The 13,912-nt window shown below is 71.2% G+C and carries 13 protein-coding genes and 2 pseudogenes; 14 read left to right on the forward strand and 1 reads right to left on the reverse strand.

The features are described from left to right. Nucleotides 1-18 precede the first annotated feature (18 nt). Nucleotides 19-255, reverse strand: a complete 237-nt coding sequence (locus ACXKR8_RS05680; RefSeq protein WP_458271786.1) for a globin family protein — start codon at nucleotides 253-255, stop codon at nucleotides 19-21. Nucleotides 256-427: 172 nt separating this feature from the next. Between ACXKR8_RS05680 and ACXKR8_RS05685 the strand changes: the two are divergent. The 14 genes and pseudogenes from ACXKR8_RS05685 to ACXKR8_RS05750 all read left to right on the forward strand — a co-directional run. Then, nucleotides 428-2,112, forward strand: a pseudogene (locus ACXKR8_RS05685) (GNAT family N-acetyltransferase); the annotation flags it as partial. A 135-nt stretch (nucleotides 2,113-2,247) separates the two neighbouring features. Continuing rightward, nucleotides 2,248-2,985 (forward strand): acetate--CoA ligase family protein, encoded by a 738-nt coding sequence (locus ACXKR8_RS05690; protein ID WP_462100661.1) that lies wholly within the window; start codon nucleotides 2,248-2,250, stop codon nucleotides 2,983-2,985. Next, nucleotides 2,982-3,230, forward strand: a pseudogene (locus tag ACXKR8_RS05695) (hypothetical protein); the annotation flags it as partial. The gene ACXKR8_RS05690 and the pseudogene ACXKR8_RS05695, both read left to right, overlap by 4 nt. A 67-nt stretch (nucleotides 3,231-3,297) precedes the next feature. Next, nucleotides 3,298-3,972 (forward strand): PRC-barrel domain-containing protein, encoded by a 675-nt coding sequence (locus tag ACXKR8_RS05700; RefSeq protein ID WP_458271789.1) that lies wholly within the window; start codon nucleotides 3,298-3,300, stop codon nucleotides 3,970-3,972. Between the two features lie 41 nt (nucleotides 3,973-4,013). Then, nucleotides 4,014-4,886: a universal stress protein gene (locus ACXKR8_RS05705; RefSeq protein WP_458271790.1), complete on the forward strand. Its 873-nt coding sequence runs from the start codon at nucleotides 4,014-4,016 to the stop codon at nucleotides 4,884-4,886. A 62-nt stretch (nucleotides 4,887-4,948) separates the two neighbouring features. Beyond that, the gene (locus ACXKR8_RS05710) at nucleotides 4,949-5,626 is read left to right on the forward strand and encodes a DUF6629 family protein (RefSeq protein WP_458271791.1); all 678 of its coding nucleotides are present in this window, start codon (nucleotides 4,949-4,951) and stop codon (nucleotides 5,624-5,626) included. A 42-nt stretch (nucleotides 5,627-5,668) separates the two neighbouring features. After that, the gene (locus ACXKR8_RS05715; protein ID WP_458271792.1) at nucleotides 5,669-5,968 is read left to right on the forward strand and encodes a CBS domain-containing protein; all 300 of its coding nucleotides are present in this window, start codon (nucleotides 5,669-5,671) and stop codon (nucleotides 5,966-5,968) included. Nucleotides 5,969-6,335: 367 nt separating this feature from the next. After that, nucleotides 6,336-7,523, forward strand: coding sequence for an NAD(P) transhydrogenase subunit alpha (locus tag ACXKR8_RS05720; protein WP_458271793.1), 1,188 nt, complete (start codon nucleotides 6,336-6,338; stop codon nucleotides 7,521-7,523). Beyond that, nucleotides 7,520-7,846, forward strand: coding sequence for an NAD(P) transhydrogenase subunit alpha part 2 (locus ACXKR8_RS05725; protein WP_458271794.1), 327 nt, complete (start codon nucleotides 7,520-7,522; stop codon nucleotides 7,844-7,846). Before ACXKR8_RS05720 ends, ACXKR8_RS05725 begins: the two co-directional genes overlap by 4 nt. After that, nucleotides 7,843-9,264, forward strand: coding sequence for an NAD(P)(+) transhydrogenase (Re/Si-specific) subunit beta (locus ACXKR8_RS05730; RefSeq protein ID WP_458271795.1), 1,422 nt, complete (start codon nucleotides 7,843-7,845; stop codon nucleotides 9,262-9,264). The genes ACXKR8_RS05725 and ACXKR8_RS05730 overlap by 4 nt, the downstream gene beginning before the upstream one ends. Before the next feature lie 47 nt (nucleotides 9,265-9,311). Then, nucleotides 9,312-10,841: an aldehyde dehydrogenase family protein gene (locus ACXKR8_RS05735; RefSeq protein ID WP_458271796.1), complete on the forward strand. Its 1,530-nt coding sequence runs from the start codon at nucleotides 9,312-9,314 to the stop codon at nucleotides 10,839-10,841. Between the two features lie 51 nt (nucleotides 10,842-10,892). Further along, nucleotides 10,893-11,948 carry a 2,3-butanediol dehydrogenase gene (locus ACXKR8_RS05740; protein WP_458271797.1) on the forward strand — a complete coding sequence of 352 codons (1,056 nt, stop codon included), beginning with the start codon at nucleotides 10,893-10,895 and terminating at the stop codon, nucleotides 11,946-11,948. A 279-nt stretch (nucleotides 11,949-12,227) separates the two neighbouring features. Then, entirely contained in the window at nucleotides 12,228-13,094 is an 867-nt protein-coding gene (locus ACXKR8_RS05745) for a universal stress protein (protein ID WP_458271798.1), read from the forward strand. A gap of 69 nt (nucleotides 13,095-13,163) precedes the next feature. Beyond that, nucleotides 13,164-13,892, forward strand: coding sequence for a CBS domain-containing protein (locus ACXKR8_RS05750; RefSeq protein ID WP_458271799.1), 729 nt, complete (start codon nucleotides 13,164-13,166; stop codon nucleotides 13,890-13,892). Nucleotides 13,893-13,912 lie beyond the last annotated feature (20 nt).

Genomic DNA, 13,912 nt, shown 5'->3' on the forward strand with positions numbered 1-13,912 from the left:
GATGGCGGTGGCAACGGGTCAGCAAGGCGTACCCGCTTCTTGCACGAAGTCCCGTCGCTGGTCTGAGCCCGGCACCGATACACCATAACGCTCCGCACGCTGGAAGACCGGAGCGGTCGCATGCCCACCACCCAAACCCCGTGGACGGCTCCGGTGGCCGCCGAGCTCGTCGGTGAAGCGGGTGGGCCCTCCGAAGATCTCGGCGAGCCAGATCGCGACGTGCTCGACATGGGCGGGGGTGAAGTCGATGAACACCGGTGCGAGCAAGGGGTCGGCCAGAACACCGTCGTAGAAGGTGCTGCTCAGTCAGCGGAACGCCTCAGGGCCGGTCGGGCCCGGGGAGGGGCCTGTTGGGCCCTGGGCCGGATACGGGGCGGGGCGGAGAGTGAGGACTGCGTACCCATCCCCAACCCGAGGGGCCCACCTCATGTCCAAGGCCCGGCACCAGCCCGCGGCGGCGCAAGCCCTGCTTGCGGACGGCACCACAGTCACGATCCGTCCGCTGTCGCCGGCAGACCACGCGGCCGTCCTGGACCTGCACGCCCACCGGATGTCGCCGGGCAACCAGCGGATGCGGTTCTTCGCCATGAGCCGTCTGGCCCCTGCCGAGTCCGCCGCACGCCTGTGCGACGCTCCGCACGCGGGCTTCCTCGCCCTGGGCGCGGTGGCGGCGGACGGGGGCCCGTACGAGCGGCTCGTCGGGGTCATCGAGTACCACGTGATCGAAGCGGACGACGGGGACGGTCGCCCGGACCCGGTCGCGGACTTCGCCCTGGCCGTCGCCGATGACTGGCACGACCAGGGGATCGGCACCCTGCTGATCGAGCACCTGGTCCACGCCGCCCGCAGCCGGGGCATCCGTACCCTTCAGGCGGACGTGCTCGCTGAGAACGCGCTCATGCACAAGGTCTTCGCCGACCTCGGCCTGCACGTGGAGCGGCTGGCCGACGGCCCCGAGGTACGAGCCGTGGTCCAGCTGGACGAAGGCGCGGAGGCCTACCGGGCGAGCGTGGACGAACGCGGTCGACGCGCGGACGTCGCCAGCCTGATTCCGCTGCTGCGACCGCGCTCGGTCGCGGTGATCGGGGTGTCGAGCCGGCCCGGTTCAGTGGGACAGAGCGTGCTGCTGAAGATCCGTCATGGCCACTTCCAGGGCCGGCTGTGGGCGGTCCATCCGAAACGCCCCATGGTGGCCGGCGCCCAGTGCTATCCCTCGGTGGCAGGCCTGCCCGGGGTGCCCGACCTGGCAGTGCTGGCCGTACCCGCGGACCAGGTGCCCACCGTCGCGGAGGAGTGCGGACAGGCCGGTGTGCGGGCGCTGGTGGTGCTGACCGCCGGCCTCGACCGGACCCAGTCCAGGACGCTGCTGGACTCCTGCCGCCGTCACAGCATGCGCATGGTCGGCCCCAACTGCCTGGGCATCGCCTCCACCGACCCGCTGGTGCGGCTGGACGCCCAGTTCGGCACGGTGGTCCCGGCCCCCGGCAGCGCCGGCATCGCCGTGCAGTCCGGCGGGGTGGGCATCGCCCTGATGGAGCACCTGAACGCGCTGGGCATGGGAGTGTCCGACTTCGTCTCACTGGGCGACAAGTACGACGTCAGCGGCACCGACCTGCTGCAGTGGTGGGAGAGCGACGACCGTACCGACCTGGCGATCCTCCACCTGGAGTCCTTCGGCAATCCCAGGGCGTTCTCCGTACGGCCCGCCGGGTCGCCAGGTCGATGCCGATCCTGACCGTCGACGCCGGACGCTCCGCCGCGGGACGCCGGGGTGCTGCCGCCCACACCGCCGCGGCGGCCAGCTCGACCCTGGCCCGTGAGACGCTCTTCGCCCAGGCCGGAATCACCGCCACCCGCGGGATCGCCGAACTGGTCGAAGCCGCAGCCCTGTTGCGGGCCCAGCCGCTGCCCGGCCCGAACGGCAGAGTCGCGGTCGTGTCCAATGCCGCCGGCATCGGGGTGCTGGCAGCGGACGCCTGCGCCGACGCCGGACTCAGCGTCCCCGAACTGCCGGCCGACCTGGTACGGGACCTGCTCGGCGTGCTCCCCGCGGACGCGAGCACCGAGAACCCGCTGGACATCACACCGGCCGTCGAGCCGGGACAGCTCGCCGCCGCCGTGGACCTGCTGGTGCGCAGCAGCTCCGTGGACGCGGTACTGCTGTGCCTGGCGCCCACCGCGCTGGCCGCGGACCCGCTGCGGGACCTGCGGGGCGCGGCGGGGCGGCGCGACTGCCCGATCGTCCTGGTGGACCTGGCCCAGCAGGCCACCGTCAGCTACCTGCCCACCCAGGACGGCAGTCGGTTCCCCTCGTACGCGGACCCGCAGACGGCGGCCCGGGCCCTGGCCCACGCCAGGGACCGGGCCCGCTGGCTCGCCGAGCCGCCGTCCGCCGTGTCCGACCCTGCGGGCGTCGACAGTCGGACTGCGGAAACGCTGGTCCAGGCCTTCCTGACGGAGAGTCCGGAGGGCGGCACACTCGACCCGGCTGCCACCGCCCGCCTGTTCCACTGCTACGGCCTGCCGGTGAGCGCGTCCCCCGCGACCCCCGCGACCGTCACCGGGCGCGGCGCTGAGCTGTTCGCCGGTGTGGTCCAGGACGAGGTCTTCGGCCCGCTGGTGCTCTTCGGGACCGGCGGCACCTCCAGCCGGGCCCTGGACGACCGGGCCGCCCGGCTGGCACCGCTGACCAGGGCCGACATACGCGCCCTGCTCACCTCACCCCGCAGCTCCCCGCTGCTCCCGGGCCGCCCGGGCTCCCCCGCGGCCGACCTCGACGCCCTGGAGGACCTGCTGGGCCGACTCAGCCGGATGGCCTGCGACCTGCCCCAACTGGCCGAGGCCGCACTCAACCTCCTCAGCACCGGAACCGGGGCCGGCAGCAGCAGCAGCTGCGTCGACGCCAGGATCCGCCTGGAACCGCGCGGGACCCCCGACCCCTATCTACGACGCCTGCGCCGCATTCCCGGCGCCGACAGGCAGTGACGGCGGGGACCTCCGCACGGCGGCACTTGCAGCACCGCCCCACTCTGCAGGTCGTCGCCGTCCTGGCTGGCAACAGCCGAGCGCGTGCCGGAGTGCCCTCGGGCGCCTCGACCGGCTCCGGCGAGACCGAGGACACCTTCATCGCCGACCTCGCCGTCTCCGCCGGTTGCGGCCAACGGAAATCCGGCGCACCCGCCCGCGGCGAACGCGTCGCCCAGTACAACCGCCTCCTGGAAATCGCCGCCACCCACACCCACCCCTTGTGCCCTACGGAACAGCCTGACGCATCGCGCCACTACCTGAGGAGTCGCCATGACCAGCGAGACCCTGCCCTTCACCATCGGAACCCACGTCACCTGCCAGGACGGCGCGTACGGGGTACTGACCCGGGTGGTCGTGGACCCCCTGGCCCACGACCTCACCCACCTGGTGGTCGAGCCCGCCCACCACCGCACAGCACCGCGCCTGGTTCCCGTCGACCTCGTCGACCCGGACGCCGCACCGGTAGCACTGCGCTGCACCAACGACGCGGTCGACGCGCTCCCGTCCGCCGAGGAGACGCAGTTCCTCCCCGAGTGGAAGGACGACTGGGGCTACCCCCGCGGCCATGTCCTCGCCTGGCCCTACTACGGGCTCGGCACGGGCTCGGTGACCGCCCTGCGCGGAACGCCCGGCCTCGGGCCCGACCAACGGGGCTACGGGCCGATCGCGGTCACCCGGGACCTCCTGCCCGAAGGCGAGGTGGCGATACGCCGCGGTGAGCCCGTCCACGCCACCGACGGAACCATCGGACGCGTACAGGGACTGGTCGTCGACCCCGGCAACCACCGCGTGAGCCATGTGCTCCTGGACGAGGGCCACCTGTGGGGCAAGCGGACGGTCGCCATTCCCGTCGCCGCCGTGACCGGCGTCAGCGGCGGTGTCCGGCTCGACCTCACCAAGGACGAGGTCCGCGACCTGCCGTCGATCGACCTCGACCACCCCTGACCAGTACTCGCCCGCACGCAACAGAGACCCAAGGGGATCCGATGGCTTCCAGCCGTGCGGCGCCGCGACGCATCATCGTCGGCGTGGATTCTTCCGACAACGCCTCCCGGGCCGCCGCCTGGGCCGGGCGGGAGGCCGCCGAACGCGGCCTGCCGCTGCACGTGGTGCACGCGATCGACTTGCCCGGCGCGATGGGCAGGCGGTTCGAGCCGCCGCACTACGCCGCGATGCAGAGCGAGGCAGGACAGCACCTGCTCAAGCGGATCGTCGGCATGCTGCGCGGGTCCTTGCCGGACCTCGCCGTCACCTCGGAGATCTCCGCGCTGTCCGCCGCCGAGGCCTTGGTCGACCTCAGTAGCGGGGCCGAACTCGTGGTCAGCGGCACTCGCGGCGAAGGCGGCTTCGCCGGGCTGCTGCTCGGCTCGGTCAGCCACGCCCTGGCCGCCCATGCCCACTGCCCCGCCGTCGTCGTACGCGGCGAGGACCCGGGCGACCTCCTCGGTGAGATCGTGCTGGGCGTCGAACCCGGCCAGGACCAGGCCCCGATTCGGTTCGCCTTCGCCACAGCCGCCGCAGTCGGCGCCTCGGTCACCCTCGTGCGGGCCTGGTGGATGCGCTCGGCATACGAGGGGCACTACAGCGTCAGCGAGTTCAGCGAAGCCAAGGCCGCCGAGGAAGCAGCCGTCGCCGAACTGATCAGGGCCGCACGCGAGGAGTACCCGCATGTCGACGCTCACGTCGAAGCCATCCGCGGCAACGCGGTGCCCGTACTGACAAACGCCGCCCAGGGCTCACGGCTCCTGGTCGTCGGAGCGCACCGGCACCGCGGGCCGCTCTCGGTCGGAACCGGCTACGTCGTGCAGGGTCTGCTCGCCCACTCCCACACACCGGTGGCCGTGGTTCCGATCAACTGACGTGGGATTGATGGACCGTTCGGCCCTTCCCTCCACCGGGTAGTGCCGGTCACGTTGGAGGCATGTGCTGGAGCCCCACCGCAGATCTGGTCGCGGGCACCGTCGTCGGCGTGATCGCTATCGCCACCGTGGTGCAGACCCGCAGACCGCGCGACCTACCGCTGGCATGCCTTCCGCTGCTGCTCGGCGTGCACCAACTGATCGAGGCAGTGGTCTGGCGCGGCGTGGACGGGACGGTGAGCCCCGGCACTGCCCACTTGGCGGTCCTGCTGTGGACGGCCATCGCCTTCCCGCTGCTGCCCGCCTATGTCCCGCTCGCCGTCCTTAGTGCGGCCTGGCCGCAACGCGCGGCACGCCTGCGCGTCCTGCCGCTGTGCGCGGTGGGCCTGGCCACCAGCGGGGTGCTCGCCGACGCGATGGTCACCGGTCCGGTGCGCGCCGTGGCCTCGGGGCACGTGCTGACCTACAGCCTGCCGGTCCCGGCCGGCGATCTGCTGGTCGCCGGATACCTCCTGGCCACGCTCGGCGTGCCGTTGATCAGCGGTGACCGGGACCTGCGCCTCCTGGGCCTGACGGCCGCCGTCGGCGCGGCGGTGTGCTTCGCCGTGTGGGAACTGGCCTTCGCCTCGACCTGGTGCGCCTTCGCCGCTTTGACCAGCCTGACCCTGCTGATCTGGGTACGGCGGGGGAGGGCTCATGCCGGTTCCGGCTCCCAGCCCCTCCCGGCTCCAGCGGCCTGATCAACCGGCACCCCACCACTCACCGCGCTGAACGTGGTCACCGTGAGCCGCTGTGCCTCCTTCAAGGACGTCACCCGGCAGCTCGCCAACGCCGAGGTGACCGCTGTTCCCGTAGTCGACGCGTTCAACCGACCGGTGGGGATCGTCTCCGAAGGCGACCTGCTGTCCAAGGAGTCGGCGCAGCCGGAACCGCACGACCGCAGCGACGGGGCCTGGATGCGGCCCAGGGCACAGGAGCGGGCAGCGGCGGAGAACGCCGACGCGCTAGCGACCTGTAGCCGTCCACGACCAGCTCCGCTTCACCATCGACGACCAGACGAGCCCGGGCGAGTGACAGGTTGATACTCCATCTCCGCGCGAGCGGACATCCAGCCGCCGGCCGCGCCTGCGGCACGACGGACCGCGCTCCCACCCGCTGCCCCCACGACGCTTCCTCGACCCGTACCCGCTGCCCGAGCGGGACCGCCGCAGTGGACCGGGTGGAACTGGCGCTGGGCCTGCTGGGGGATCGCCCGGCCGACCTCCCCACGGTCCTGGGCGTCTCCACGGCCAATGGTCCCTGCTCGGGGGCCGGTCAGACCCTGCCTGAGCGGAAGAAACCGAACCACTCTGAAGTGGTGGCCGCGAACGGCCGATCACCCGCGATGCGGTCAGGTCGGCCGTGGTCGGTCAAGACCTTTCGTTCCGTACCAAGGCAAGGGAGCAGCGCATGGCCGCAGTGACGGTGGGAGTGGTGGCCGAGACGGCTGTGGGTGAGCGTCGGGTGGCACTGGATCCGAGTGCGGTGGCGAGGCTGGTGAAAGCCGGTCGAGCCGTTCTGGTCGAAGGCGGCGCCGGCCTGGCGGCGAGTTTCCCGGATGCGGCCTACGCGGAGTGCGGAGGCACCGTCACCTCTCGCGAGGACGTGCTCGCACGGAGCGACGTGGTGGCCGTGGTGCGCTTTCCCGAGGAAAGGCTGCTCGGTGTCCTGCACGCCGGCCAGGTCCTCGTCGGGTTGCTGGATCCGCTGAACCACCTGTCGGCCATGGAGTCGCTGGCGGCGCGGGAGGTGACGGCGGTGGCGTTCGAGCTGCTGCCGCGGACACTGAGCCGGGCCCAGTCGATGGACGCGCTGAGTTCGCAGTCCAGTGCCGCCGGCTACCGGGCGGCCATCGTGGCGGCGGAGGCCTTCGGACGCTACCTGCCCATGATGATCACCGCTTCCGGGACCGCGACACCCGCCAAGGTCATCGTGATCGGCACCGGGGTCGCAGGCCTGCAGGCCATCGCGACGACCAGGCGGCTGGGCGCCGTGGTGACCGGCTACGACGTGCGCGCGGCCTCACGGGGAGAGGTCGAGTCCCTCGGGGCGCTGTTCCTGACGTCCTCCGTGGCGCAGGGTACGGCCTCGGGCGGATACGCCCGGGAGCTGACCGATGACGAGTCGGGGACCCAGCAAGGGGAACTGGCCGCGGCGCTGCGCGCGTTCGACGTGATCATCACGACTGCCAAGGTCCCCGGTCACATCCCGCCGGTCCTGGTCTCGGCGCAGACGTTGGCGACCCTGCGTTGCGGGTCGGTGTGCGTGGACCTGGGTTCCGGCGACCGTGGCGGCAACGTCGCGGGATCCGTGCCGGGGCAGCGGACGGTCACCGACCGGGGCGTCATCGTCGTGGGAGCGGGGGAACTGGCCGCCGACCTGCCAGCCTCCTCCTCCCAGATGTACGGCAGGAACGTCGCCGCGGTCATCGCCTCATTGGTTCCCGCGGACGAGATCGTCGTCGACCCCATGGACGAGGTCCACCGGAACATCGTCGTCACCCATGGCGGCCAGGTCACCAACGCGTCCGTGCGACGAGCGCTGAACCTGGACCCGGGCCCCTCGCGAACCACTCCCGTCAAGGTGGGCACCTCATGATCGAGACCCTGTACGGCAATCTCGCGATCTTCGTGCTGAGCCTCCTGGTCGGCTTCGAAGTGATCAGCAAGATCCCCTCGACCCTGCACACGCCGATGATGTCCGCGGCCAATGCCATCCACGGTGTGGTGGTGGCGGGCGCGATCATCACGGCCTCGCTGGCCCACAACCCCACCGGTTACGCCCTCACCGCCGTGGCAGGGGCGCTGGCGGCGGCGAACGTCTGCGGCGGATACACCGTCACCGACCGGATGCTGAAGATGTTCACCAGACCCGAGCCCGAGCCCGTCCCGAACCACACCGGTCCGCTGGGCCCCTCATGAGCACCCTGGCGTTCGTCACCGGTGTCGCGTACCTGCTGGCGGCGACCCTGTTCGTGGTGGGACTGCACCGGATGCGATCCCCTGTCACCGCCAGGCGTGGAAACCTGGTCTCCGCCGGCGGGATGGTCGTCGCCGTCGCCGCCACCGTCGTGTTCGCCCTGGTGGAGTCGGGTGGGACGCTCTGGGGCTGGCTCGCCCTGGTCCTGGGACTCGCCGCGGGCGGCTGCTTCGGGGTTCTCCGCGCCCGGCGCGTCAGGATGACGGAAATCCCGCAACTGGTCAGCCTGTTCAACGCCGTTGGTGGCGGGGCGGCGGCGGCCGTCGCGGTCGCAGCGTTCGCCCTGCACCCCAGTGGCCCACCGCTGTCGGCCACCGTGTCCATCCCGATCGTGCTGGACGTACTGATCGGCTCGGTGACCTTTTCCGGCTCACTGATCGCCGCGGGCAAACTGCAGGGGCTCGTCCCCGGTCGACCCCTCACGTTCCGCGGATCGCGCCTGGTCAACATCGCCGTCGTCGCCGTCGCCCTCGGCGCGGGCGTGCTGGCCCTGCTGTCCACCCACAATCTCGCGCTCCTGGTGGTCGTCCTGGTCGCCGCGCTGGCCGTGGGCGTGCTGATGGTGCTGCCCATCGGCGGTGCGGACGCCCCGGTGGTCGTCTCCCTGCTCAACGCGCTGACCGGGCTCGCGGTCGCCATGGCGGGCTTCGCGGTCGACAACCAGGCCATGATCATCGCCGGGGCCCTGGTCGGCGCGGCCGGAACCGTGCTGACCCTGCAGATGGCCCAGGCCATGAACCGCTCGGTCGCCGCCATCGTCCTCGGCGGTTTCGGTACCGGCGACACGCCTGCCCCGACCGGCGGCCAGGGGCAGGACCTGACCCAGGTGCGCACCGTCACCGCCGACGACCTCGCCATCCAACTGGCCTACGCCCAGCACGTCATGGTCGTGCCCGGCTACGGCCTGGCCGCCGCCCAGGCCCAGCACGAGGTCGCCGAACTCGCGAAACTCCTCACCGACCACGGCGTCGACGTGAAGTACGCCATCCACCCCGTGGCCGGACGCATGCCCGGCCACATGAACGTCCTGCTCGCCGAGGCCAACGTCCCCTACACCCAGATGCTGCAACTCGAGGAGGCCAACGACGCCTTCACCACTTGCGACATCGCCCTGGTCGTCGGAGCCAACGACGTCACCAATCCCGACGCCCGCAAGCCCGGCAACGCCGTCTCCGGCATGCCGATCCTCGACGTGGACCACGCCAGATCCGTGGTGGTCCTCAAACGCTCGATGAACCCCGGCTACGCGGGAATCACCAATCCGCTCTTCACCGACCCCAAGACCGGCATGTTCTTCGCCGACGCCAAACAGGGCCTCAGCGACACCATCGCCGCAGTCAAGCAATACGTCCCCGCCTGACAAGTCCGCAGACGGCTCACGCACCACCACGCCGGAAGAAGTCCCTGATGACGATCTACGTCCGCCCCGGAACCACAGGCAGCATCGTCCCCCTCAAGACCAGATACGAGAACTTCATCGGCGGTGACTGGGTGGCGCCGCGCAAGGGCCACTACGCCGAGGACCTCGCCCCCGCCACCGGCCTGCCGATCGCCGAATACGCCCGCTCCACCACCAGTGACGTCGACGCGGCCGTCGCCGCCGCACAGGCCGCGTTCCCGGGCTGGGCCCGCACCACCACCACCGACCGCGCCGCCGTGCTCAACGCCGTCGCCGACCGCCTGCAGCGGCACCTGGAGCAGATCGCGGTCCTGGAGTCCTGGGAGAACGGCAAGCCGGTCCGCGAGACCCTCGGCGCCGACATCCCCCTGGTGATCGATCACTTCCGCTACTTCGCGGCCGCCATCCGCACCCAGGAGGGCACCATCAAGAAGCTCTCCGACCAGCTCGTCTCCTACCACTTCTACGAGCCGATCGGCGTGGTCGCCCAGATCATCCCCTGGAACTTCCCCCTGCTCATGGCCGCCTGGAAGCTCGCCCCGGCCCTGGCCGCCGGCAACACCGTCGTGCTGAAGCCGGCCAGCGCCACCCCGATCTCGATCCTCTACGTCATGGAACTGATCGCCGACATCCTGCCGCCGGGCGTCATCAACGTCGTCAACGGCAGCGGCGCAGCACTGGGGCAGTCGCTGGTGGAGCACGACGGCGTCGGCAAGGTCGCCTTCACCGGCTCCACCGGCACCGGGCGGCAGATCATGCAGTACGCGATCAAGAACATCATCCCCACCACCATGGAACTGGGCGGGAAGTCCCCCAACGTGTTCTTCGAGGACGTCGCCCGCGCCAAGGACGACTTCTACGCCAAGGCCGTCGAGGGCTTCACGATGTTCGCGCTCAACAAGGGCGAGATCTGCTCCTGTCCCTCGCGCGCCCTGCTCCAGGGCGGCCTGATAGCGGCCGGGTTCCTGGAGGACGCCGTGGCGCGGGTCGAGCGGATCACCGTCGGCGACCCGCTCGACACCGAGACCGAGATGGGCCCGCAGAACAGCCTGGAGCAGATGCGGAAGATCTCCCACTACCTCACCTCAGGACCGCAGGAGGGCGCGAAGGTCCTCACCGGCGGTGCCCCGGCCGAGATGTCCGGGGACCTGGCCGGCGGGTACTTCATCCAGCCCACCGTGTTCCAGGGCACCAACGACATGCGGGTGTTCCAGGACGAGATCTTCGGCCCCGTCGTCACCGTCGCCACGTTCTCCGACTACGCCGAGGCGATCTCGATCGCCAACGACACCATCTACGGGCTCGGCTCCGGCGTGTGGAGCCGCGACACCGACCTGACCTACCGGGCCGGCCAGGACATCGCGGCCGGCCGGGTGTGGGTGAACACCTACAACCAGTACCCCGCGGGCGCCGGATTCGGCGGCTACAAGCAGTCCGGATACGGCCGCGAGACCGATCAGCAGACCCTCAACAACTACCAGGAGGTCAAGAACATCCTCGCCAACCACGACCCCAAGCCGCTCGGCTTCTTCGCCTGACCCGGAAGCCGGACCCGGTACTCCCCCGCACGCAACAGAGAGAAGAAGCTCATGAAGGCGGCAGTTTTCCACGGTCGTAAGGACATCCGGATCGAGGACGTGCCCGTGCCGGAGTTGCGGGCCGGGGCGGTGGCGATCGACGTCGCCTGGTGCGGCATCTGCGGCACCGACCTGCACGAGTACCTCGACGGGCCGATCTTCGTCCCCGCCGCGGGGCACCCGCACCCGCTGACCCACGAGCAGGAGCCGGTCACCCTCGGCCACGAGTTCTCCGGAACCGTGACCGCGCTCGGCGAGGGCGTCACCGACCTGGCCGTCGGCGACAGCGTGGTGGTCGAGCCCTACTTCGTCTGCGGCACCTGTGCGCCGTGCCAGGCGGGAAACTACAACCTCTGCACCACCATGGGCTTCATCGGACTCGCCGGCGGCGGCGGGGGCCTGAGCGAGAAGATCGTCGTCGAGCGGCGCTGGGTGCACCCCGTCGGCGACATCCCGTTGGACCAGGCCGCCCTGATCGAACCCCTGTCGGTCGGGCACCACGCCTTCGTCCGCAGCGGCGCCAAGGCCGGGGACGTCGCCTTCGTCGGCGGCGCGGGTCCCATCGGCCTGCTGCTGGCCGCGGTCCTCAAGGCCGAGGGCCTGACCGTGATCATCTCCGAGCTCAGCGAGGCACGGAAGGCCAAGGCCCGGTCCACCGGAGTCGCCGACCACGTCCTCGACCCGAGCCGGGAGGACGTCGTGGCCCGGGTGCGCGAACTGACCGGAGGGGTCGGAGCGGACGTCTGCTTCGAGTGCTCCAGCGCCAACGCGGTCCTGGACCAGCTGTTCGACGCCGTGCGGCCGGCCGGCGTGATCGTGAACGTGTCGATCTGGGGAAAGCCCGCCACCATCGACATGCAGAAGCTCGTCCTCAAGGAGATCGACCTGCGCGGCACCATCGCCTATGTGCGCGACCACCCCGCCACCATCAAGCTCGTCCAGGACGGAAAGGTCGACCTGGCCCCCTTCATCACCGCCAGGATCCCCCTCGCGCGCCTGGTCGAGGAGGGCATCGACACCCTCATCCACCACAACGACAGCGCCGTCAAGATCCTCGTTCACCCGTAGCCCGTCGTCCGGTCCCCGTCCTCCCCACCGAGTCGGTGCGAGGAGGACGGGGACCGTGTGATGCCCGGTACGCGGATGTGGATTCAGGCCGGTCCTGTCCCCGGGCCCATTCAGGTGGAACCGGTCGCAGTCAAGCCGTCGCGGGTCCTGCTTCTGAGGGTCCACCGGGTCCCTGTCCGTCCCCAACCGACGCCTCTGCGGCGGCCTCTGACGGTGTGACAGTGGTGATGTGCCCGGGTTCACCTCTCGGGACCACTCCACCGAGAGGCCGGAACCCCCATGACGCATCCCGTGATCGCCGGAGTCGACGGATCCCCGCAGAGCCTCGCCGCCGCCCACTGGGCCGCCCGGGAGGCGGCCCGGCGCGGGGTCCCGCTGCGCCTGCTGCACGCCTGGTCCTGGCTGCCGCACCTGCTCCCCGGCGCCTCCAGCCCCACCGAGTTCCAGGGCCACACCCTGCGCATGCTCGCCCGCACCCAGGCCGACCTCGCCGCCGCCTTCCCGCGGCTCACCGTGGAGCGCGAACTGCTCAACCTCTCCACCCCGGACGGACTTCTCGCCGCCGCCCAGGAGGCCGACCTGCTGGTCCTGGGCTCCCGCGGCCTCGGCGGCTTCAAGGACATGCTGCTGGGATCCACCGGCCTGGTCGCCGCCGCCCGCAGCACCTGCCCCGTCGTCCTGGTCCGCGCCGACGCGGACTCCCGCGACGCCCTGCCCCAGCGCCCCGTCGTCCTGGGACTCGACGCCCGTCACCCCAGCGACGCCCTGATCGACTTCGCCCTGCACACGGCTGCCCAGCGCGGGTGCCCGCTGCACGTGGTCCACGCCTGGGACCTGCCCACCCCGTGGTCGACCCACCACCTCCAACTCAGCGAGGCCGAGCGCGCCGAACGCGAGGACCAGGAGACCCTGCTGCTGCACGACGCCCTGCGCGGATGGAGCGAGAAGTACCCGACCGTCGACATCCACCCCGACGTACGTTCCGGCTCCGCCTCGCAGATCCTGGTGGACGAGTCGGATCCGGCGGCCCTGGTCGTCGTCGGCCGCAGAATCCGCAGCCACGCCGTGGGACCCCGCCTCGGACTCGTCGCCCACGCCGTCATCCACTACGCCACCAGCCCCGTCGCCGTGGTCCCGCACCAGTAGACCGCCACCGGCGGGCCCGGCGGCCGGAACAGCCACCATCGCGCCGTTCGATCCCGAGAGGAGAACACCGTGCCCGCGACACCGCACGACCGCACGAGGGACGCGGACCATTCCGCGCTGTGGTGGCCCCGCCCGCAGACGCCCGGGCAGGACGGGTTTCCGCACCACACCACGGTGGGCGAACTGATGACGCCGGGCGTTCCCGCGATCGGCCCGCACACCTCACCCACCGCGGCGGCCACCACCCTGCTGCGCCACCACCGCGAGCTGCTCCCGGTGGTCGATGACGGCCGCCGGCTCCTGGGCGCGATCAGCCCCGGAGCGCTCCTCGTCAGCCTCGCCCTGCGAGCGCTCCACCCAGGTCACCACCTCGTGGCGCCCCTGGGGTCGGCGCCGGCGCAGGTGCCGACCGTCAATGTCGCCGACAGCGCCGGGGAGGCTGCCTGGGCAGCGGTGCACGACGACATCGACCGCTTCCATGTCGTCGACGACGAGGGACGACTGGTCGGTACTGTCCGCCTGTCCACCCTGCTGGGCACCCTGTGCCGGGACGACGACGCGATCCGGTCCGAGGTCCTCTGCATCGCGGTGGCGCAGGAGACGGAGGGCGAGCAAGCCCACCTCGTCGTGGACTGCCGACAGGGCAGTGTCACGCTCAAGGCCACGATGACCTGGCGCAGCCAGGCCGACACGCTCCTGGAGCGTGTGCGCGCGGTCGAAGGCATCGCCGAACTCGACGCCGCTCTGTCCTGGGCACTCGACGACACACCGGCAGCGACATCCACGCAACTCCCCTGACCGGTCGCCACCCAACGAAG

This window comes from Streptacidiphilus sp. PAMC 29251, from assembly GCF_054208735.2.